Raw genomic sequence first — 21003 nt, 5'->3', positions numbered from 1 at the left:
CTCCGCCCTCAGTTCCACCGCGCATAGACTCCGCAAGTACGATTGAGGTCATGCCCGCCCGTCGCCTCCATCTCGTGCGCCATGGCGAGGTGCACAACCCGGAGCGCATCCTCTACGGGCGACTGCCCGGCTACCGTCTCTCCGAGCGCGGCGAGCGGATGGCCGAGCTCGCGGCCGAGCACCTCGCGAACCGGCCCGTCGTGCGCCTGGCCGCGAGCCCGCTCGAGCGCGCGCAGCAGTCGGCGCAGCCGTGGTCGGAGCGCTTCGGCCTCGAGATCCGCACCGAGCACCGCATCATCGAGCCGACCAACGAGTTCGAGGGCAAGACCTTCGAGGCGAGCGGCGCGTTGCGCCACCCCTCGGCGTGGCCGCTGCTGCGCAACCCCTTCCGCCCCTCGTGGGGCGAGCCCTACACCGCCATCGCGCAGCGCGTCATCGCCGCGATGGAGGACGCGTGGGACGAGCTCGACGAGTCGGGCGACGACGGCGACATCGTGATGGTGAGCCATCAGTCGCCCATCTGGATCTCGCACCTCGCGCTCGCAGGCAAGCCGCTCTGGCACGACCCGCGCAAGCGCCGCTGCCAGCTCTCGTCGATCACGAGCTACGTGCGGCGCGACGGCCGCATGGTCGAGGTCGACTACGCCGAGCCCGCCGCGGGCGTCGACGCGGTCGACGCGGGAGCGGTGTGAGCGGCGTGACGACGAAGGGCACGAGGCGGCGGATGCGCGTGGGCGCGGTCGCGCTCGCTGCGCTCGCGCTCGCGGGCTGCTCGAGCGCCGACGGCGTGGCCGGGCAGGTCGGCGACGCGGGCTACATCGCGGGCGACGGCTTCGTGACCGAGGTGCCGCTCGAGGAGCGCCAGGCGCCGGGCGAGTTCGGCGGACCGCTCGCCGACGGCGGCGAGTTCGAGTCATCGGAGCTCGACGGGGTCGCGCTCGTGAACTTCTGGTACGCCGCGTGCCCGCCGTGCCGCGTCGAGGCGCCCGTGCTCGCCGAGCTGCACGCAGAGTTCGGCGAGGAGGTCGACTTCCTCGGCGTCAACACGCGCGACGGCGCCGCGCAGGCGATCGCGTTCGAGGAGCAGTTCGGCATCGACTACCCGTCGATCCTCGACGACGAGAGCGCCGAGGCGCAGCTCGCCTTCACGGGCATCGTCGCGCCGAACGCGGTGCCCTCGACGCTCGTGCTCGACAAGGAGGGCCGCGTCGCGGCGCGCGTCTCGGGCGCCGTCTCCGACACGAGCATCCTCGCGACGCTGCTGCGGGAGGAGCTCGAGCGGTGATCGCCGCCTTCGACCCCGCGGGTGCCGTGCTGAGCGGCCAGCTGCTCGTCTCCGTCCCGATCGCGCTGCTCGCCGGCATCGTCTCGTTCGCGAGCCCGTGCATCCTGCCGCTCGTGCCCGGCTACCTCGGGCTCGTCGGCTCGCTCGTCGGCGAGCAGGGCCGCGGCCGCGGCCGGCTCGTCGGGGGCGTCGGCCTCTTCATCGCCGGCTTCACGCTCGTGTTCGTGCTCGGCAACGCGATCGTCGGCGCCGTGAGCTCGTTCCTGCTGCAGCACGGCGACACGCTCGTGCGCATCCTGGGCGGCGCGCTCATCGTGCTCGGCCTCGTCTTCGTCGGGCAGTTCTCGTTCCTGCAGCGCATCTGGAAGCCGCAGCAGGTCAAGGCGGGCGGCCTGTGGGCTGCCCCGCTCGTCGGCGTCGTCTTCGCGCTCGGCTGGACGCCGTGCTCCGGCCCGACGCTCGCCGCGATCAGCGCGCTCACCGTCACGACCGGCTCGGCGTGGCAGGGCGCGCTGCTCGGCCTCGCCTACGCGCTCGGCCTCGGCATCCCGTTCCTGCTGCTCGCGCTCGGCCTCGGCTGGGCCGGCGGCGCCGTCGCGTGGATGCGTCGGCACATCCGGGCGATCAACGTCGCGGGCGGCGCGATGCTCATCGCGATCGGCGTGCTGATGGTCACGGGCGCCTGGAACGCCATCATGCAGTCCCTCCAGGGTTGGATCGCGAGCGTTGTCACAGTCATCTGATCCGCTGCGGCCCGGCGACCACGTCGACGGGGTCGCCGCGCCCTCGCAGCCGCCGCTCGGCGTGCGCGGCTGGGCGCGCTTCCTCTGGCGCCAGCTCACCTCGATGCGCACCGCGATCGTGCTGCTCCTCCTGCTCGCGGTCGCCGCGATCCCCGGCAGCCTCGTGCCGCAGGAGTCGAGCGACCCGAACGGCGTCATCCAGGTGCGCGCCGACAACCCCGAGCTCATCTGGCTCTACGACGCGCTGTCGCTGCACGACGTCTACTCGAGCCCGTGGTTCTCGGCGATCTACATCCTGCTGTTCACGTCGCTCGTCGGCTGCGTCGTGCCGCGCCTCGCCCACCACTGGAAGGCGATGCGCGCCCAGCCGCCGCGCACGCCCGCGCGCCTCTCGCGGCTCGTCGGGTTCCAGACCGTGCCCGGGGACGCATCCGACCTCGACCGCGCCGACCGCGTGCTGCGCCGGCTCGGCTACCGCACCGCCCGCTACGGCGACTCGGTCTCGGCCGAGCGCGGCTACCTGCGCGAGACCGGCAACCTGCTCTTCCACATCTCGATGCTCGGCCTGCTGCTCGTCATCGGGCTCGGCTCGGGCTTCGGCTACGACGGGCAGCGCCTGCTGGTCGAGGGCCGCGGCTTCGCGAACACGCTCTCGAGCTACGACTCGTTCTCGTCGGGGCAGTGGTTCGACGAGGGCTCGCTCGAGCCCTTCGCGGTCGTGCTCGACGACCTGCAGGTCGAGTACGAGACCGAGAACCGCGACGCGATCGGCGCGCCGCTCGACTTCACCGCGCTCGTGTCGGTCACCGAGGACGGTGCCGAGCGCGACGCGCAGATCAAGGTCAACGAGCCGCTGAACGTCGCGGGCGCCGACCTCTACCTCATCTCGAACGGCTACGCGCCGCGCATCTCGGTGCGGGATGCGTCGGGCCAGGTCGTGTACGACCAGTACACGCCGTTCCTCGCGCAGGACGACGCGATGACGAGCCTCGGCGTCATCAAGCTGCCCGACGGGCTCGAGGAGCAGCTGGGCCTGCGCGGGTTCTTCTACCCGACCGCGGTGCCGCTCGACACCGGCGCGCTCGCCTCCGCCTACCCCGACCTCGCGAACCCCGTGCTCTCGCTGCAGGCCTTCGCGGGCGACCTCGGGCTCGACCGCGGCGTGCCGCGCTCGGTGTACGCGCTCGAGACCGACGAGATGACGCAGATCGCCGGCGGCGACTCGGGCACGGATGCGCTGACGCTCGCGCCTGGGCAGACGATCGACATCCCCGGTGGGCTCGGCACGATCACGTTCGAGGACGTGCGGCGCTACGGCGTCATCGAGGTGCACGTCGACCACACGCAGACCCCGGTGTTCTGGATCACCGTGCTGCTGTTCGTCTCGCTCCTCGCGTCGCTCCTCGTGCCGCGCCGCCGCATGTGGGTGAAGGCCGTGGGCGACCGCCTCGAGCTCGCGGGCCTCGCGCGCGGCGAGGACCCGACGCTCGAGCGCGCGGTCGACGACCTCGCGCAGCGGCTCGTCGACGACGGTGCGGCGACCGGCGGCGACGACGCTGCGGCGACGGCGGATGCGGTCGGTGCGACCGCGGGCGAGGCCCGTCCGGCAGGGCCCGCTGATAGGCCGCGAGAGTAGGATCCCCGCCGTGACTCCCGCTGATCTCGACGCCTGGTCGCTGCTGCTCGTGTACTCGGCCATGGCCGTCTACACGCTCGCGTTCGTCGCCTACGCGGTCGACGTCGCGCGCCGCTCCGCCGCGACCGCGGTGCCCGAGGAGGCGCGCGAGCTCGTGAGCGCGGGCGCGCCGGGTGCACCCGCGCGACCCGCCGCATCCGCCCCCGCCGCCTCCGCCCCGGCCGCCCGCCCGGGCCGCGGCGCGCGCATCGGCTTCGCGCTCATCGTCATCGCGTGGGCGCTGCACCTCGGCGGCGCCGTCATGCGCGGTCTCGCCGCCGGCCGCGTGCCGTGGGCCAACATGTACGAGTTCGCGCTCACGGGCGTCGCCGTCATCGTCGGCGTCTTCGTGCTCTCGCGGCTGTGGCGCGACCTGAACTTCCTCGGCGTCTTCATCTCGGGCCTCGCGACGGTCTTCCTCGGCCTCGCGACCGTCAACTTCTACGTCACGCCGACGCCGCTCCCGCCGGCGCTGCAGTCGTACTGGCTCGTGATCCACGTCTTCGTCGCGACGCTCGCGACCGGGTTCTTCGCGCTCGGCTCGGGCCTGAGCATCCTGCAGCTCATCAAGGAGCGGCGCTCGAGCGGCTTCCTGCGGGCGCTGCCCTCGACCGTGCAGCTCGAGGACCTCGCCTACCGCGTCGGCGTCATCGGCTTCATCTTCTGGACCTTCACGCTCATCGCGGGTGCGATCTGGGCCGAGCACGCGTGGGGCCGCTACTGGGGCTGGGACACGAAGGAGGTCTGGACCTTCGTGATCTGGGTCGTCTACGCCGGCTACATCCACGCGCGGGCGACGCGCGGCTGGCGCGGCTCGCGCTCGGCGTGGCTGCAGCTCGTCGGCTTCGCGGCGATCATCTTCAACTACTCGGTCGTCAACCTGTTCTTCAAGGGGCTGCACGCCTACAGCGGCCTGTAGGCCCGCCGCTCGTCGCGGCGCCGTCGCGAGCAGCGGTGATCCAAGCGACGGCAGCGCGATGCGACCGCTCCTCGCGACCGATCCGCCAAATCGCCGCTGCTCGCGGCAGGGAGGGCCGGGGCCCCGCCCCTCAGAGGTGGGGGAGCGCCGCCGCGAGCCGCGCCCGCCAGTGCTCGACCCGCTCGGGCGGCGCGGCGTGCGCCTCGAGCAGCGCCGGATCGGGAGCGACGCGGCCGACCGGGATCGCGCCGGCCACCGGCACGAGCGGCACCGCGACGTCGGCCGCGAGCAGCGCGCCGGTGCCGAGCCCGCAGTCGAAGGGCAGCTCGGGCAGCGCGCCCGCGAGTCCCGCGCCCATCGAGAGGCCCACGGAGGTGTCGAGGGCCGAGGAGACGACGGCCGGCAGCCCCGCCTCGGCGACGATCGCGAGCGCCGCGCGGATGCCGCCGAGCGGCTGCGCCTTGACGACGACGATGTCCGCGGCTCCGGCGCGCGCCACGAGCAGCGGGTCCTCCGCCTTCCGCACCGACTCGTCGGCCGCGATCGGGATGTCGAGCTTCCGCACCCGCGAGCGCAGCTCGGCGAGCTCCGGCACCGTCGCGCACGGCTGCTCGACGTACTCGAGGTCGAAGCGCTCGAGCGCCCGGATCGCCGACTCCGCCTCGTCGAGGTTCCAGCCGCCGTTCGCGTCGAGCCGGATCCGCACGTCGGGCAGCAGCGCCCGCACCTCAGCGACGCGCGCGACGTCGTCGGCGAGCACCTGGCCGCGCTCGGCGACCTTGACCTTCACCGTGCGGCAGCCGTCGTAGCGCGCGAGCACGCCCGCGACCGCGTCCGGCGCGACGGCCGGCAGCGTGGCGTTGACCCGCACCGACTCGCGGACGGGCGCAGGCCGCTCGCGGTCGGCGTCCTCGAGCGCCGCGCGCAGCCAGCGCGCGGCCTCCTCCGGCTCGTACTCGAGGAACGGGCTCCACTCGCCCCAGCCCGCCGGCCCCGAGAAGAGCGCCGCCTCCCGCGCCTCGACGCCGCGGAAGCGCGTCGCGAGCGGCAGCGAGACGACGTGCATGCGATTGGCGAGCCGCTCGAGGTCGAGGTCCACGCGCCCATGCTCGCACGCCTGCCATGATCGTCCCGTGGAGCTGCCCTGGGTCATCGAGACGCGCGCCTCGCGCACCCGACGCCGCAACCCCGTGTGGGGCATCCTCGCGCTCGTCGCCGCGGTGCTGTGCGGAGCGATGCTGCTGCTGTGCTTCGGCATCGCCTTCGTCGACCTCGACAGGCTGGTCGTGTGGCTCTTGCCGCTGTGGGGCATCTTCACGCTCCTCGGCCTCTGGTTCGCGATCGCGGCGCTCGCGAAGCGTGGCACGGCGAACATCACGATGGCCGCGATCGCGGGCGGCCTGCTCGTCATCTCCAACCCGGTCGTCTTCCTCGTCATCGGCTTCGCGCTCGGCCTCCTGCAGTAGACCCGGGCGGATGCGGTGGCATCCTTGGTCGCATGGCGACGGCGCCGCAGTTCCAGATGCCCGACGATGATCAGGCCCCGCCCGAGCCGGCGTCCTCCCGCCGCGCGCTCATCGCGGTCGCCGTCGTCGCGCTGCTCGTCGGCATCGCCGGCACGCTCGGCGTCCAGGCGCTGCTCGAGCGCAGCGGCCCCCGCTCCGAGGAGGCGGCGCGCCAAGCGGTGCTCGGCTACCTCGAGGCGATCGCGGCGGGCGACGACGAGGTCGCCGAGGAGGCGCTGCACTCGTCTGCCGAGCGCGCCGCGGCGCTCCCGAGCACGATCGCCGAGGCCGGCCGGCTCCGCTCGCCCCGCGTCGCGGCGGTCGAGCTCGGCGACGGCACGGCGCGGGTCGACGTCACCTACGTGATCGCCGAGCGCACCGTGCTGCGGGAGATCGACGCCGTCTACGCCGACGGCGCGTGGCGCCTGCAGCGCACGCTCGGCGAGCCCGTCGCCATCACGACCGCCCTGTCGGTGCCCGTGCAGATCGACGGCATCGGCGTCGTGCCGGCGACCCGGAGCCTCCTGCTGCTGCCCGGCAGCCACGCGATCGCCGCGATCGACGCGCCGCTCGTGACGATGCCCGCCGCCTCGTTCGAGACCGACGGCGACCCGCGCTCTCGCGTCGCCGTCGACCTCGCCCCGAGCCTCACCGACGCGGCGATCGACGCGCTCGACGCGGCCGGCCGCGCCTTCGTCGACGAGTGCGTCGCCGCCCGCTCGTGCGCCCTGCCGCCGGGCTTCGACGCGGCGCAGCTGCCGCGCCCCATCGTCGTGCCGCGCGCCGGGCAAGCGGGCGAGGTCGCCGTGCAGGTGCCGATCGCGTCGGGCGAGGTGGGCACGTCGCTCGAGGTCGTCGGCTTCATGGATCCCACGCTCAGCGCCTTCGAGGGCATGCGCTGCGCCCTCGCGGGAGCCGAGCCGCGCAGCTGCGGCTGACGGCGGGCGTGTGCGGATGCCTCCGCGCGCCTGCCCGGGCGGCCGACGACCCGCTCGTAGCATCGGGCGATGCTCGAAGAACTCCTCGCAGAGGCCGACCACCGCGCGCCTCGCGCGCCGCGCGCCGTGCGCGACCGGCGCGCCGCCCGCCTCGGCGCGATGTCGCTGTGGCTCATGCTCGGCGCGCTCGTGCTGCAGGGCGTCTCGCTCGTGCAGCAGCTGAGCTACCTCTTCGCGCCGCGGCCGGGCGAGCTGCCCGCGCTCGTCGTCGTGCTCGTGCTCGCGGTCGCAGCGGGCCTCGCGGCGGTCGTCGTCGGCTGCCTCGCGGCCAAGAGCACGGATGGGCGACGCTCGGGCGTCTTCGGCGCCGCCCTCGCGCTCGGCTTCCTCGTGCTCTTCGGCGCGGCGAGCTGGTTCGGCTGGGGCTTCCTCGGCGCGCTCTCCGCGCCCATCTGAGCCGCCTTCGTAACGATTCGCGCCGCGCGGGCGCGAATCGCGCATCCGAACGCCAGGATGGTCGCGTGTCGACGACGATGCCCGAGTTCGAGATGCCGGAGGTGCCGCCGCCGGCCGGCCCTCCCGCGGACGCGTCTCCCGCTCCCGCGGTCGCCTCGATCGGCCCCGCGTCGACTGCAGCGGATGTGTCGGCCGTGCTGGGCGCCACCGAGCTGACCGTCGAGTCGGCGCCGGTCGCGTCCGCGCCCGCGCCGCGGCCGCGGGTCGTCTGGCGGCACGTGCTCGCGGCGGGGCTCGTCGGCGCGCTCGTCGGCGCGGGCGTGCCCGCCACGGTGCAGGCGCTCGACCGCGCGGCCGCCGCCGCAGAGGTCGACGGCCTCCGCTCGCTCGCAGAGGACTACCTCACCGCGATCGCGGAGCGCCGTGCCGACGACGCGACGAGCCTCGTGCCCCTCGTCCGCCAGGCCGATCGCGCGGTCGCCGCACCGGCGGCGCTGCTCGCGAGCGCGCGCCCGATCGAGCGGCAGGAGGTGCGGATGGTGCACATCGACGGCGACGTCGGCTCGGTCGAGGTGCGCTACCGCGTCGCCGGTCAAGACGTGGAGCGGAGCCTCGAGGCCGAGCGCGTCGACGGTCGATGGCAGCTGCTCACATCGCTCGCGGAGCGCGCGAGCGTGCAGCCCTACGACGAGGTGTCGGCCTCGATCGGGGGCATCGACCTCGACGGCCGCGACCTGCGGCTCTACCCCGGCACCTACGCGCTCGACCGGGTCGAGGGACCGGTGCTCGCGACGGGCGGCGAGCGCTTCGTCGTCGACGGCGACCCTCAGAGCCCCACGGAGATCTGGGTGCAGCACGAGCTCGTCCCCGACCTCGCCGCGCTGGCGTCCGACTACGCGATCGCCGCGGCGGCCGCGTGCCAGCTCGATCGCTCGTGCGCGATCCCGGAGGGCGCGCTCCTCGGTGCGCAGGACGGCGTGCACGTGCAGTGGCGGATGGCGAGCGGACCGATCGTGCTCGGGGTGCCCCTCATGGCGACGACCGGTGCGACCTCCGAGTGGCTCGAGATGCAGGTGCAGCTGACGGTCGACGCCGAGGGCACGCCGGTGCTGTGGGAGTGCGGCCGGCCGGGCACGTTCGACGCGGCGCTCGTGCCCTGCCCGGCGCTCGGCTGAACCGCGGAACCGACCGCTTCCCGCGCGCCCTCGGCGGGTGCATCATGAGCGCATGGCGGGCGAGATGCCGCAGTTCGAGATGCCGCCGCCGGTGGCTCCGAGGATCGAGGACGTGCCGCCCGCGGCGCCCTCGCCACCCGCGCCCGAGGTGCGCGAGAGCGCGATCGAGCCCGACGCATCCGCGCCCGTGCGCGCGAGCCGCGCGTTCCTGCTCAAGCACGTCGCCGCAGCGGCGCTCGTCGGTCTCGCGATCGGCGCCGGCGTGCCGGCGATGCTCGAGACCGCCGAGCGGGCCGCCGCGGGCGCCGCGGTCGAGAGCCTTCGCGCGACGGCGCTCGACTACGTCGATGCGATCGCCGACGGCGACTCCCGCCGGGCGACCGAGATGGTGCCCATCCGCGGGCTCGCGTACGCCGCACCGCCGGAGGTGCTGCGCTCGGCGCGCCCGATCGAGGTGCCCGAGGTGGAGGTCGTGCACATCGAGGGCGACCGCGGCACCGCCGAGGTGCACTACCGCGTGCGGGGCGTCGACGTCTTCCGCACGCTGCAGGCCGAGCGGATCGACGGCGAGTGGCGGCTGCGCACGTCGCTCGCAGAGGCGCTCGACCTCGGCGGCCTGGATCCGGGCATGCACGCCTCGATCGTCGGCGTGCAGCTCACGGGCTTCCTGCCCGTGCTGCTCTACCCGGGCGTCTACGAGCTCGACGAGGTCGCCGGCGCCGTGCTCGTCGTCGGCGGGAACGTCTTCACCGTCGACGGCGACCCGCGCACGCCGACCGAGCCGGAGCTCACCGTCACGGTCGTGCGAGCGGTGGGCGACCGCGCGACCGAGCTCGCCGCGGCCCAGGTCGACGCGTGCTGGCAGCGCAACGGCTGCCTCGTGCCGCACGCCTCGCGCATCCGCTTCGACGATCGCGTGCACGTCGCGGGCGTCGATCCGGTCGCGCGCACCGTCGACCTCTCGGTCGGCTTCATGACGCTCGACGAGCCGGGCCGCGAGTCGTTCGACGTGCAGGTGCGCGTCACGCTCGACGAGCACGACCGGCCGTTGCGCTGGGAGTGCGGCGAGCCGGGCTGGTTCGGCACCGCGCTCGAGGCGTGCGGCTGACCCGCGCAGGTGGCGCTGGGTAGGCTGGCCCGGTGACCATCTCGCCCCTGTTCGATCCCGCCGAGTGGGGTGACGCGGAGCCCGGCTACGACGACATCACGGTGCACCGCTCGCGCGACGGCCGCATCGGCCGCGTCGCCTTCGACCGGCCCGAGGTGCGCAACGCCTTCCGGCCCCACACCGTCGACGAGCTGCACCGCGCGCTCGACGGGCTGCGGCAGGACAGCCGGGTGGGCGTCGTGCTCCTGACCGGCAACGGCCCGAGCCCCAAGGACGGCGGCTGGGCGTTCTGCTCGGGCGGCGACCAGCGCATCCGCGGCCGGGACGGCTACCGCTACGCCGATGGCGACAGTGCGGCGTCGGTCGACCCCGCGCGCAGCGGGCGCCTGCACATTCTCGAGGTGCAGCGGCTCATCCGCTTCATGCCGAAGGTCGTCATCGCGGTCGTGCCCGGCTGGGCGGCCGGCGGCGGGCACTCGCTCCACGTCGTGTGCGACCTCACGATCGCGAGCGCCGAGCACGCGCGCTTCAAGCAGACGGATGCGGACGTCGGCTCGTTCGACGCCGGTTACGGGTCCGCGTACATGGCGAGGCAGACCGGGCAGAAGTTCGCGCGCGAGGTCTTCTTCCTCGCCCGCGAGTACAGCGCGGACCGAGCCCTCGCGGCCGGGGCGATCAACGCATCCGTGCCCCACGCCGAGCTCGAGTCGACCGCGATCGAGTGGGCGCGCGAGATCCTGACGAAGAGCCCGACGGCGATCCGGATGCTGAAGTTCGCGTTCAACGCCGTCGACGACGGGCTCGTCGGGCAGCAGATCTTCGCTGGCGAGGCGACCCGGCTCGCGTACGGCACCGACGAGGCCGTCGAGGGCCGCGACTCGTTCCTCGAGAAGCGGGAGCCCGACTGGTCGGGCTACCCGTGGCACTACTGAGCAGGACCGGACGGACCGCGCGAGCAGGGGAGGAGAGCGATGACGATCGTCGTGGAGACCAGCGGGTCGAGCGGCAAGCCCAAGCGCGTCATCATCTCCGATGAGGCCGTGCAGGCGTCGACCGAGGCTGCGATCGAGCGGCTCGGCGGCCCCGGCCAGTGGGTGCTCGCGCTGCCCGAGCAGTACATCGCCGGCAAGAACGTCATCTGGCGCAACGCCGTCTCCGGCGCGCCGCTCGTGCGCACCGAGGGAGCCTTCACCGCGGAGGCGTTCGTCGAGGCCGTGCAGAGCCTCGAGCACGAGCGGAAGTACACGTCGCTCGTGCCGACGCAGCTCGCGCGGCTCGTCGACGCGGCGGCGCTCGACCGCTCGTTCATCGGGCCGATCGCGCGGCTCGACCGCATCCTGCTCGGCGGTCAGCGCGCGCCCTTCGGGCTCATCGAGCGCGCGGCGCGGCTCGGCTGGCGCGTGACCCGCACCTACGGCGCGACCGAGACGGTCGGCGGATGCGTGTGGGACGGCCGGCCGCTGCGCGACGTGAAGCTGCGCCTCACCGACCAGATCGAGATCGCCGGGCCGCAGCTCGCCGACGGCTACGACGACCCGGAGCTCACGGCGCAGCGCTTCGTCGTCGACGGCTCCGGCACGCGCTGGTACAAGACGGGCGACGCGGGCAGCCTCATCAGCGGCCTGCTGCAGGTCTCAGGCCGCATCGACGACGTCATCAACTCCGGCGGCATCAAGGTGTCGCTCGCGGCGGTCGAGCACGTCGTGCAGACCTTCGCGCCCGACGCGGTGGTCGTGGCGGCGCCGCACCCGGAGTGGGGCGAGGTGCCGGCGGTCGTCACGACGCTCAAGCCCTCGCTCGCCGAGATCCGCGCGGCGGTCGGCAATGCGCTCGGGAAGCCCGCGCGACCGAACCACCTCGTGACGGTCTCGGTGATGCCGACCACGGCATCCGGCAAGCCCGACCGCAAGCGCCTCACGCGGCTCGTCGCGAGCCGCACGCAGGAGCGGCGCCGCCGGGGGCTGTTCGGCTGAGTCCCGGCCGGCCGCGCATCCGGATGGAATCCGCGGCGGTTCGCCGAGCCGACCTGCTCTCGCCCGGTGGACCCGCTGCGAGGGCTCCGGTCGGCGGGAACGGGTCGAGTCGGTGGGCGGCGGCCCGGTCGAGCGGTGCGCGCGGCGACTACCATCGAAGGCGATGGCCAACCCCCGCTCCGGCAACCCCGCGAAGCGCGCGCAGCACGCCGGCACCGCTCCTTCGCCCGCGACCGCGCGCGACTGGATCGCCGCATCCCGCCCCCGCACGCTCGGCATGGCGGTCGCGCCCGTCGCGCTCGGCACCGCCGCCGCGTTCAACGCCGAGGGCTACCACCTCGGCATCGCGATCGCGTGCCTGCTGCTCGCGATCTGCATGCAGATCGGCGTCAACTTCGCGAACGACTACTCCGACGGCGTCAAGGGCACCGACGCCGTGCGCGTCGGCCCCGGCCGGCTCGTCGGCGCCGGCAAGGCGGCGCCCGAGGCGGTGCGGAACGTCGCGATCGGCTTCCTCGCCGCGGGCGCGCTCGCGGGCATCGCCGTCGTCGTGCTGAGCGGCCGCTGGTGGCTGCTCGCGGTCGGCGCGGTCTGCATCGTCGCGGCGTTGGGCTACACGGGCGGCAAGCGCCCCTACGGCTACTACGCCCTCGGCGAGCTCATGGCCTTCCTCTTCTTCGGCCCCGTCGCGGTGTGCGGCACCGTCTACGCGATGCTCGGCCGCATCACCGACGACTCGATCGCGCTCGGCATCGCCATCGGCGCGATCTCGGCGGCGCTCATGCTGTGCAACAATCTGCGCGACATCGACACCGACCGCGCCGCCGGCAAGCGCACGCTCGCGACGCTGCTCGGCCGCGGCCCGTCGAAGGCGCTCTACGTGCTGCTCATGCTCGTGCCGTTCGGCATCCTGTGGGTGTTCTCGTACGCGCTCGCCTACGGCTTCGTCGTCTTCGCGGTGCTGCTGCTCGCGGGCCCGGCGATGGTCATCGTCATCACGTCGCGCACGCCGCGCGACCTCATCACCGCGCTCGGCCTCACCGGCATGACGGCGCTGCTCTACGGCGTCGGTCTCGGTGTCGCGATCTGGGGCGGCCCGGCAGGCTTCGTCGGCGCCTGACGCGCCTGACGCCGGCATCGCCGTCGGTGGGTGATGATGGATGCGTGCCGTCACCGATGCCGGAGTTCGAGATGCCGTCCGCGCGCCCGAACGCGGCGGCGAGCCCGACGCTCGAGACCGACGAGCCGCTGCGCGAGCAGGCAGCGTTCGACAGCGACCCGCGCGGCGACGACCCGTCGGTCGAGGCCGCGCGACGCCGCCGGCTCGTGGTCGGCGCCGTGCTGGCGGCGGCTCTCGTGGTCGTGGCGCTCGGCATCGGCGTCGCTCAGGCGGTGCAGCGCCACGCGCACACCGTTGCGACCGACGCGATCACAGCGGCGGCCCTCGACTACCTGACCGCGATCGCCGAGGGCCGCGGCGACGACGCGAGCGCGCTCGTGCCGGTCGAGGGCGAGGCGCCGCTGCTGACCGACGCGGCGCTCGCCGATGCCGAGCGGATCGACCGCTTCGGCGTCGGGGCCGTCGAGCTCGACGGCGACGCCGCGACGGTCGAGGTCTCCTACCGTGCGGGCCAGCGCTCCGCCGAACGCCGCCTGCAGGCAGTGCGCGAGGGCGACGGGTGGCGCATCGTGACGAGCCTCGCCGAGCCTGTGCGCCTCGATGCGATGCAGTACGTCGCGCTGCCGGCCTACCTCGGCGTCGACCTCGGCGGTGACAGCCCGACGCTGCTCTACCCCGGCGTCTACGCCGCCGACCCTGTCGAGCACGCACTCGTCGACTTCGGGCCGCTCGCGCTCGTCGTCGACGGCGATCCGAGCACGTCGGTCGTCTCGGAGCCGCGCGTCTGGCGAGTCGACGAGGAGGTCGTCGAGGCCGCGCGCGAGCGGGCGCTCGCGCATGCGCTCGCCTGCGGTGCCGTCCAGGCGTGCCCGCGCGGCGGCGCGGGAGCGACGCTCGGCGACTTCACGAGCATGGCGCCCGTCGCAGGCGGCATCGTCGAGCTCGACGTGCCGGTGAGTGTGCCGGGCGCCGCGGGCGACGTGCGCGTCGCGGTCCGTGCGCGCGCCGACGGGGCGGGCGGCATCGACTGGGAGTGCAGCGGTCCGGCCGTGCTCGATCCCGCGGGCGAGGAGCACGCGTGGGAGGCCTGCCGCTGATCGCGCGGGCGTCAGCGCGTCAGGCGCGCGGCTCGGATGCGTCGTGCCCGTCGGCCGCGTCGGTCTGGCGGGCGGGCGGCGCCTCGGGCGCCGCATCTGCGAGGTCCGCTCGAGCGGCGCTCGCGTCGACCGCGCCCGCGTCCGCGTCGCGCGCGACGCCTGCCGCCGGTGCGGCGCCCGCGTCGAGCGCCTCGTCCTCGATGTCGGCGTCGTCGGGACCGGCGCCCTCGCGCTTGCGACCCTGACGCATCCGCTGCAGGTCACGGGCCGCCTCGTCGCGCAGCCTGCCGAAGAACACGATCGACGCGGCGAACGCGAACGCGAGGGCGACGAGCAGCGAGATCGGCCACGGCACGTCCGCGATCATCAGCAGCGCGAACGGCACGAGGAACAGCGCAGCGCGCACGACGAGGTAGCGCATCGAGGGGCCCATGCCCTCAAGTCTAAGAGCCGCGCCATAGGGAAGAGGCCTAGGGTGGGTGACATGAGATGGCTCATCCTCGGCGGGATCCTCGCCCTCGTGGTGACGGTCTACGCGCTCGTCGACCTCACCGTCACGGATGACCGCCGCATCCGCCGTCTCAACCGCGTGCTGTGGGTCGTGCTCATCGTCGTCGTGCCCGTCTTCGGCGCGATCGGCTGGCTCGCGTGGGGCAAGGGCCCGCGCTCGGCGGCGCGCCCGATGGCGCCCGACGACGACCCCTCGTTCTCGCGCTCGACGCTCGTCTCCGACGAGGAGGCCGACCGCCGCATCGCCGAGCTCGAGGCGCAGCTCGCGGCGCTCGACGACGAGGACCCCCGCACGCAGCCCCGCCCCGACCGGCCGGTCGTGGGCCCCGACGCCGGGGATGACCCCGACGACTCCGACGGGTCTGGCCGTCGCTCGCCCGATGACGGCGACGCGGCGCGTGCCTGACACCCTCCCCGCCGCCGCCTACGCCGACCGGCTCGTCGCCGCGCTCGCCGATGCGGGCGTCGGCGACATCGTCGTCTGCCCCGGCTCCCGCTCGCAGGCGATCGCGCTCGCCGCTGCCCGCCTCGCGCGCGAGGGCGCGCTGCACCTGCACGTGCGGATCGATGAGCGCTCGGGCGCCTTCCTCGCGCTCGGGCTCGCCCGCGAGACGCGCCGCCCGGTCGCGATCGTCGTGACGAGCGGCACCGCGCTCGCGAACCTCCACCCGGCGATGCTCGAGGCACACCACAGCGACGTGCCGCTCATCGCCATCACCGCCGACCGGCCGACCGAGCTGCACGGCATCCGCGCCAACCAGACGACCCGGCAGGCGGGCATCTTCGGCGATGCGGCTCGGGTCGTGCTCGACGTGGGGGCGGATGCGCTGCGCGAGCCCGAGGACGACGCCGTCAGCGCCGTGGGTGCCGCGCTGGGCTGGCGCGACGGCGAGCACACCGAGCCAGGCCCCGTGCAGCTCAACATCGCCTTCCGCGAGCCGCTCTCGGGCGGCGATCCGATGCCGCACCGCCGCGTCGACCGCGTCGAGCGGCCGCCGATGCCGAGCGCGACGCTCCTGCCCGCGCCCCGCACGGTCGTGATCGCGGGCGCCGACGCGGGCCCCGCGGCCGTCGACGTCGCGGCGGCGCTCGCGGCGCCGCTGCTCGCCGAGCCGACCTCCGGCGCGCGCTTCGGCCCGCTGCTCGTGCCGCACGGGCGCGACGTCGTGCCGCAGCTCGCCGACGAGGTGCGCCGCGTCGTCGTGCTCGGCCACCCGACCCTCTCGCGCTCGGTGACCGGCCTCATCCGTCGGCCCGACGTCGAGGTCGTCGTGCTCGGCCGCGCCGGGCAGGACAACGTGCGCGGCACGGGCGTCTCGCGCGTGCTCGCAGGGCGCATCGAGGTCGAGCCCGCTGAGCCCGACGACGCCGACCGCGCGTGGGTCGAGTGCTGGCTGCACGCGGGCCGCGCGCTCGCCGACGCGCGCGACGCCGAGGCGGCGCCCGACTCGGACCTCACGCGCGCCGACTACGCGCGGGCGGAGCTCGCGGAGGGGCGCACCCCCATCACCCGCCGCGAGCTCGTGAGCCAGGTGTGGGACCGCACGTGGCCGCACGACCGGCTCGTCGTCGCGGCGTCGCGGCTCATCCGCGAGCTCGACCTCGTCGCCGGCCCGAAGGCGGTGCGCGCCCACGCCAACCGCGGGCTCGCCGGCATCGACGGCACCGTCAGCACCGCATCCGGCATCGCCGTCGCGCACGAGCGCGAGAGCGCCGGCGGCATCACGCGGCTGCTCATCGGAGACCTCGCCCTGCTGCACGAGGCAGGCGGCCTGCACGTGCCGCCCGGGGAGGAGCGGCCGCGGCTGCAGATCGTCGTCGGCAACGACAACGGCGGCAGTCTCTTCGAGCTGCTCGAGGTCGCCGGCAGCGCCGACCCCGGCGACTTCGCGCGCGTGCAGCGCACCCCGCACGACGTCGACCTCGAGCACCTCGCGGCCGCCTACGGCTGGCCGTTCGAGCGCGTCGTCGACCGCGCCGGGCTCCGGAGGGCCCTGTCGCAGCCGAGACCGGGCATCATCGAGGCAGTGCTGGAAGGGGGCGCGGATGCGCAAGGGCTCTGACACCGTCATCGACGGCTCGACGCGGATCGTCATCACCGGCGGCGGCAGCGGCATCGGCCGGCTCGTCGCGCTCGCGGCGGCGCGGAAGGGCGCCCACGTCGTGCTCTGGGACCGCGACGAGCGAGCGGCGCGCGCCGTGGTCGCCGAGATCGACGCGGAGGACGGCCGCGCGACCGCCGTCGTCGTCGACCTCACCGACGCCGACGCGATCGAGCTCGCGGCCGCCGAGACGCTCATGCTCGGCCCCGTCGACGTCGTCGTCAACAACGCTGGCGTCATCTCCGGCAAGCCGCTCGCCTCGCTGAGCGTCGCCCAGATCGAGCGCACGATGCGCGTCAACGCGATCGCGCCCATCCTGGTCACGCGCGCCTTCCTGCCCGCGATGCGCGACGCGGGCCGCGGGCGCATCGTCACCGTCGCGAGCGCCGCCGGCCTCATCGGCGTCGCGGGCCAGACCGACTACGCCGCGAGCAAGTTCGCCGCGGTCGGCTTCATGGAGTCGCTGCGCGCCGAGCTGCGCAAGGAGCGCTCGCCCATCACCACGCTCACCGTCGCGCCGTTCTACATCGACACGGGCATGTTCGAGGGCGTCACGACGAAGGTGCCGGCGCTGCTGCCGATCCTGTCGCAAGCGCGCGTCGCGACGCAGATCCTCGCCGCGATCGACTCGCGCCGCACGCTCCTCGCGCTGCCGCCGCTCGTGCGCCTCGTACCGGCGATCAAGGCGCTCCCGACCGCGCTCGGCGACCTGGTGGCGGATGCGCTGGGCGTCAACGAGGGGATGGACGCGTTCCGGGGCCGGCAGGCCGCGCCCCACGACGGCGAGCGGGCGCTCCGCTGATGCGCTGGCCGTGGCAGCGGCGGCAGCAGCCGGCGCCCGTCGTCCAGGCCGAGCCGCCGCGGGAGCGGTGGGCGCTCCCGCGCACGCTCATCGTGCTCATCTCGGTGATCGCGGTCATCGCCGTGCTCATCGCCCTCAACCAGGTCGCATCCTTCGTCGCGCCCGTCTTCCTCGGGCTCAACCTCGTCGTCGCGGTGATGCCGCTGCAGCAGTGGCTGCTGCGCATCGGGGCGCCGAGGCTCGTGGCCGCGCTCGCGTCGATGCTGACGGTCTACGGCTTCCTCGTCGCGCTGCTGTGGTCGATCTACTGGTCGGTGCAGTCGCTCATGACCGAGCTGCCCGGCTACTCGAGCGAGTTCAACCGGCTCTACCGCGAGACGCTCGCGTGGCTCGAGACGCTCGGGGTCTCGGAGGACGAGGCGCTCCAGCAGCTGCGGAACGCCTTCAGCCCCGGCGCGATCGCCAGCACGGTCGGCTCGCTCGCCTCGGACGCGGGCGCTGTGCTCGGCTTCGTCGCGACGCTCTTCGTCGTCATCTTCTTCCTCGCGTGGGACTCGATGCGGCTGCCCGACCGCATGCAGCGCATCGCCGTCACCAACCCCGACCTCGTGCGGGGCGTCGACCGCTTCGCGGCCGGCGTGCAGCGCTACTGGGTCGTCACGACGCTCTTCGGCCTCGTCGTCTCGGCGCTCGACCTCGTCGCGCTCATGGCGCTCGGGGTGCCGCTCGCGCTCGTCTGGGCCGTGTTCGCGTTCGTGACCAACTACATCCCGAACATCGGCTTCGTCATCGGCACGGTGCCGCCGACCCTCATGGCGCTGCTCGCCAACGGGCCGCTCAACGCGCTCCTGACCGCGATCCTCTTCAGCGTCATCAACTTCGTCATGCAGTCGCTCGTGCAGCCCAAGATCGCCGGCGATGCCGTCGGCGTGACGCCCGCGACGTCGTTCCTGTCGCTGCTCGTGTGGGCCTTCGCGCTCGGACCGGTCGGCGCGCTGCTCGCGCTGCCGGCGACGCTCGCCGTCAAGACGATGCTCGTCGACCCCGACCCGCGGCTCGGCTGGATGAGCAAGCTCATCTCGAACAAGGTCGACGCGGCGCCGCCCGGCCGGCTCGGCCGCGCCGTCTCGCCCGGGGTGCGGCCGCGCGACCAGCGGCCGCCCACCGCGGCCATCCCCGTCCAGGAGCCGCCAGCGTCGCAGGGCTAGTCTCCGACCATGACCGCGATCACCGACGCGCTGCGCATCACCGGTCCCGTCGACCTCGCGAGCGTGAGCCCCGCATCCACTCCCGGCTTCGACGGCCGCAAGGCCGAGGGGCAGCGGGCGCTCGAGGCGGGCGCCGAGCGCCTCGCCGAGCTGCAGGAGCGGCTCTTCGCCGAGAGCACCGCGGGCGGCGAGCGCGCGGTGCTGCTCATGGTGCAGGGGATGGACACGTCCGGCAAGGGCGGCATCATGCGGCACGTCGTCGGCCAGGTCGACCCGCAGGGCGTGCGCATCAAGGCGTTCAAGGCGCCCACCGAGGAGGAGCGCTCGCACGACTTCCTGTGGCGCATCGAGCGCGAGCTGCCGGCGCCGGGAATGATCGGCGTCTTCGACCGCTCGCACTACGAGGACGTGCTCATCCACCGCGTGCGCGGGCTCTCGGCGCCCGACGTGGTCGAGGAGCGCTACGGCCGCATCGTCGAGTTCGAGCGGGAGATCGCCGAGCGCGGCATCTCGCTCGTCAAGGTCATGCTGCACGTGTCGTTCGAGGAGCAGGGCGCGCGCCTGCTCGAGCGGCTCGACCGGCCCGACAAGCACTGGAAGTACAACCCGGGCGACATCGACGAGCGCGAGCACTGGGACGCCTACATGGAGGCGTACGAGATCGCGATCGCGCGGACGGCGACCGAGCAGGCGCCGTGGCACGTCGTGCCCGCGGATCGCAAGTGGTACGCGCGACTCGCGGTGCACGAGCTGCTGCTCGAGGCGCTCGAGCGCATCGACCCGCAGTGGCCGACCGCCGACTTCGACGTGGCCGCCGAGCGAGCCCGCCTCGTCGGCGCGGGTGGCACCCCCGCGAGCTGACCGCGCGCTCGAGTGGCGCCTCCGGCAGGCGAGTGACGCCTCCGGCCGGTGAGTGGCGCCTGCGGCAGGGGAGTGGCGCCTGCGTCGAGGGCGACTCCCGGCTTGCGGAAGTCGCCACTCACCGTCCGGAAGCGCCACTCAGGCACGGGAGGCGCCATTCAGGTGCGGGAGGCGCCATTCAGGTGCGGGAGGCGCCATTCAGGTGCGGGAGGCGCCACTCAGGTGCGGGAGGCGCCACTCGAAGGCGGGCGCGAGTCAGGGGAGCGGGTCGGCGAGCGCGTCGGTGATGGGGCGCAGCTTCACGCCGGTCTCGGCGAGCTCCGCCTCGGGGTCCGAGCCTGCGACGATGCCCGCGCCCGCGAACGCGCGGATGCCGCCGTCGGCGGCGATCTCCGCGCCGCGCAGCGCGATGACCCACTCGCCGCCGCCGTCGCCGTCGATCCACCCGACGGGCCCGGCGTAGCGGCCGCGGTCGACCCCCTCGAGCTCGCGGATGAGCGCGAGCGACGCCTCGCGCGGCGTGCCCCCGACCGCGGCCGTCGGGTGCAGCAGGGCGAGCACGTCGAGCGTCGACCGGTCGCCGAGCGTGCCCGTGATGTCGGTCGCGAGGTGCCACAGGTTGGGCAGCCGCAGCGGGAACGGCTCCGACGCGCGCGCGTCGGGCGCGAGCTCGCGGAGCACCGCCATCGCGGAGTCCGCCGCGAAGCGGTGCTCCCGCAGGTCCTTGTCGCCCGACGCGAGCGCCTCGGCGATCTCGGCGTCGCGCGACGGCGTCGCCCCGCGCGCGGCCGTGCCCGCGAGCACGCGCGAGAAGAAGTGGCCGCGGTGCGCGGCGATGAGCGTCTCGGGGCTCGCGCCGACGAGCCCGTCGACCGCGTAGGTCACCGCGTCGGGGTAGCGCTGCACGAGGCCGACCGCGACCGAGCGCACGTCGCCGTCGGGCGGCAGCTGCCCGACGCGATCCCGCGCGACGACGATCTTCTCGGCCTCACCGGCACGGATGCGCTCGGTCGCCTCCGTCACGACGGCGCGGTAGCGCTCGGCGCCGATCGCGCCGTCGGTGAGCTCGACGCGCACCTCCTCCACCGCGGTCGGGTGCAGCCGGCCCTCGTCGCCGATCCACGTCACCCACTCGTCGTCGCCGCGACGGCCGACCACGAGCTTCGGCACGATGAGCACGCTCGTCGCGGCCGACGCGTCGTCGAAGGCGAACGCGCCGAACGCGACGAGGCCCGTGCCGGGGACGGCGACCGCGTCGTCGACGACCGCGTCGCGCGCGACGTCGCGCCACGCATCCGCCGCATCCGTGAAGCGCGAGGGCCCCCGGAACTCGAGCCGCATCGCGACGCCTCGGCCGACGATGCCGTCGGCGCCGCGGCGGATCGCGAGCGGCCAGCGCGGCTCGGCGTGCTCGAGCAGCCGGCCGGGCTCCGCGCGCTCGGTGCGCGCGTGCAGGCTGGGCATGCACGCCAGCCTAGACGGCCGTCGCGGGCGCCCGACTCGGCCCCAGCCCGCGGCGCCTAGGA

Annotated in this window: 22 protein-coding genes; 19 read left to right on the top strand and 3 right to left on the bottom strand. The window is 74.4% G+C overall.

Annotated elements, in window-relative coordinates:
- Positions 1 to 50: 50 nt before the first annotated feature.
- From JQT67_RS09445 to ccsB, 5 genes are read left to right on the top strand one after another with little or no spacing between them, the layout of a single operon-like run.
- Positions 51 to 692, top strand: a complete 642-nt coding sequence (locus tag JQT67_RS09445; RefSeq protein ID WP_208064443.1) for a histidine phosphatase family protein — start codon at positions 51 to 53, stop codon at positions 690 to 692.
- A gap of 5 nt (positions 693 to 697) precedes the next feature.
- Positions 698 to 1285, top strand: a complete 588-nt coding sequence (locus JQT67_RS09440) for a TlpA disulfide reductase family protein (RefSeq protein ID WP_307864287.1) — start codon at positions 698 to 700, stop codon at positions 1283 to 1285.
- Positions 1285 to 2028, top strand: a complete 744-nt coding sequence (locus tag JQT67_RS09435) for a cytochrome c biogenesis protein CcdA (protein ID WP_208064531.1) — start codon at positions 1285 to 1287, stop codon at positions 2026 to 2028. The genes JQT67_RS09440 and JQT67_RS09435 overlap by 1 nt, the downstream gene beginning before the upstream one ends.
- Positions 2012 to 3664 carry a cytochrome c biogenesis protein ResB gene (locus JQT67_RS09430; protein WP_243755870.1) on the top strand — a complete coding sequence of 551 codons (1653 nt, stop codon included), beginning with the start codon at positions 2012 to 2014 and terminating at the stop codon, positions 3662 to 3664. The genes JQT67_RS09435 and JQT67_RS09430 overlap by 17 nt, the downstream gene beginning before the upstream one ends.
- Position 3665: 1 nt before the next feature.
- Positions 3666 to 4622, top strand: coding sequence for a c-type cytochrome biogenesis protein CcsB (gene ccsB / locus JQT67_RS09425; RefSeq protein ID WP_374222130.1), 957 nt, complete (start codon positions 3666 to 3668; stop codon positions 4620 to 4622).
- Between the two features lie 130 nt (positions 4623 to 4752).
- On the opposite strand, the gene JQT67_RS09420 is transcribed toward ccsB, so the two are convergent.
- Positions 4753 to 5721: an o-succinylbenzoate synthase gene (locus JQT67_RS09420; protein WP_307864286.1), complete on the bottom strand. Its 969-nt coding sequence runs from the start codon at positions 5719 to 5721 to the stop codon at positions 4753 to 4755.
- A gap of 34 nt (positions 5722 to 5755) precedes the next feature.
- Between JQT67_RS09420 and JQT67_RS09415 the strand changes: the two genes are divergently transcribed.
- The 9 genes from JQT67_RS09415 (at position 5756) to JQT67_RS09375 (ending at position 13994) form a co-directional block, all read left to right on the top strand.
- Positions 5756 to 6088 (top strand): hypothetical protein, encoded by a 333-nt coding sequence (locus JQT67_RS09415; protein ID WP_208064441.1) that lies wholly within the window; start codon positions 5756 to 5758, stop codon positions 6086 to 6088.
- A 32-nt stretch (positions 6089 to 6120) separates the two neighbouring features.
- Positions 6121 to 7065 (top strand): hypothetical protein, encoded by a 945-nt coding sequence (locus JQT67_RS09410; protein WP_208064440.1) that lies wholly within the window; start codon positions 6121 to 6123, stop codon positions 7063 to 7065.
- A gap of 69 nt (positions 7066 to 7134) precedes the next feature.
- Positions 7135 to 7521 carry a hypothetical protein gene (locus JQT67_RS09405; RefSeq protein ID WP_208064439.1) on the top strand — a complete coding sequence of 129 codons (387 nt, stop codon included), beginning with the start codon at positions 7135 to 7137 and terminating at the stop codon, positions 7519 to 7521.
- 65 nt (positions 7522 to 7586) lie between these two features.
- Positions 7587 to 8696 carry a hypothetical protein gene (locus JQT67_RS09400; RefSeq protein ID WP_208064438.1) on the top strand — a complete coding sequence of 370 codons (1110 nt, stop codon included), beginning with the start codon at positions 7587 to 7589 and terminating at the stop codon, positions 8694 to 8696.
- Between the two features lie 52 nt (positions 8697 to 8748).
- Positions 8749 to 9804, top strand: a complete 1056-nt coding sequence (locus JQT67_RS09395) for a hypothetical protein (protein WP_208064437.1) — start codon at positions 8749 to 8751, stop codon at positions 9802 to 9804.
- Positions 9805 to 9836: 32 nt separating this feature from the next.
- Positions 9837 to 10736, top strand: a complete 900-nt coding sequence (locus JQT67_RS09390; protein WP_208064436.1) for a 1,4-dihydroxy-2-naphthoyl-CoA synthase — start codon at positions 9837 to 9839, stop codon at positions 10734 to 10736.
- Between the two features lie 39 nt (positions 10737 to 10775).
- The gene (locus tag JQT67_RS09385; RefSeq protein ID WP_051222457.1) at positions 10776 to 11777 is read left to right on the top strand and encodes an AMP-binding protein; all 1002 of its coding nucleotides are present in this window, start codon (positions 10776 to 10778) and stop codon (positions 11775 to 11777) included.
- Between the two features lie 163 nt (positions 11778 to 11940).
- Complete coding sequence (locus tag JQT67_RS09380; protein WP_208064435.1) at positions 11941 to 12897, top strand: 1,4-dihydroxy-2-naphthoate polyprenyltransferase; 957 nt, start codon at positions 11941 to 11943, stop codon at positions 12895 to 12897.
- Positions 12898 to 12941: 44 nt separating this feature from the next.
- A complete protein-coding gene (locus tag JQT67_RS09375) occupies positions 12942 to 13994 on the top strand; it encodes a hypothetical protein (RefSeq protein WP_208064434.1) in 1053 nt (350 codons plus the stop codon).
- A 19-nt stretch (positions 13995 to 14013) separates the two neighbouring features.
- On the opposite strand, the gene JQT67_RS09370 is transcribed toward JQT67_RS09375, so the two are convergent.
- Complete coding sequence (locus JQT67_RS09370) at positions 14014 to 14427, bottom strand: DUF4229 domain-containing protein (protein ID WP_208064433.1); 414 nt, start codon at positions 14425 to 14427, stop codon at positions 14014 to 14016.
- A gap of 51 nt (positions 14428 to 14478) precedes the next feature.
- Here JQT67_RS09370 and JQT67_RS09365 point away from each other — a divergent pair, with 51 nt between their 5' ends.
- The 5 genes from JQT67_RS09365 to JQT67_RS09345 are packed head-to-tail and all read left to right on the top strand — an operon-like array spanning position 14479 to position 19477.
- The gene (locus JQT67_RS09365; RefSeq protein ID WP_208064432.1) at positions 14479 to 14910 is read left to right on the top strand and encodes a PLDc N-terminal domain-containing protein; all 432 of its coding nucleotides are present in this window, start codon (positions 14479 to 14481) and stop codon (positions 14908 to 14910) included.
- Entirely contained in the window at positions 14903 to 16567 is a 1665-nt protein-coding gene (gene menD, locus JQT67_RS09360) for a 2-succinyl-5-enolpyruvyl-6-hydroxy-3-cyclohexene-1-carboxylic-acid synthase (RefSeq protein ID WP_307864285.1), read from the top strand. The genes JQT67_RS09365 and menD overlap by 8 nt, the downstream gene beginning before the upstream one ends.
- The gene (locus tag JQT67_RS09355) at positions 16551 to 17408 is read left to right on the top strand and encodes an SDR family oxidoreductase (protein ID WP_208064430.1); all 858 of its coding nucleotides are present in this window, start codon (positions 16551 to 16553) and stop codon (positions 17406 to 17408) included. Before menD ends, JQT67_RS09355 begins: the two co-directional genes overlap by 17 nt.
- Positions 17408 to 18616 carry an AI-2E family transporter gene (locus JQT67_RS09350; protein WP_208064429.1) on the top strand — a complete coding sequence of 403 codons (1209 nt, stop codon included), beginning with the start codon at positions 17408 to 17410 and terminating at the stop codon, positions 18614 to 18616. Before JQT67_RS09355 ends, JQT67_RS09350 begins: the two co-directional genes overlap by 1 nt.
- A gap of 9 nt (positions 18617 to 18625) precedes the next feature.
- A complete protein-coding gene (locus tag JQT67_RS09345) occupies positions 18626 to 19477 on the top strand; it encodes a polyphosphate kinase 2 family protein (protein ID WP_208064428.1) in 852 nt (283 codons plus the stop codon).
- A gap of 255 nt (positions 19478 to 19732) precedes the next feature.
- Here the strand turns inward: JQT67_RS09345 and JQT67_RS09340 are convergent, their stop codons facing one another.
- Positions 19733 to 20941, bottom strand: a complete 1209-nt coding sequence (locus JQT67_RS09340; RefSeq protein WP_208064427.1) for an isochorismate synthase MenF — start codon at positions 20939 to 20941, stop codon at positions 19733 to 19735.
- Positions 20942 to 21003: the final 62 nt, after the last annotated feature.

The sequence above is a fragment of the Agrococcus sp. TF02-05 genome (genome assembly GCF_017565345.1).
Classification (GTDB): Bacteria; Actinomycetota; Actinomycetes; order Actinomycetales; family Microbacteriaceae; genus Agrococcus; species Agrococcus pavilionensis.
This window is presented reverse-complemented; position numbering and strand designations above follow the sequence as displayed.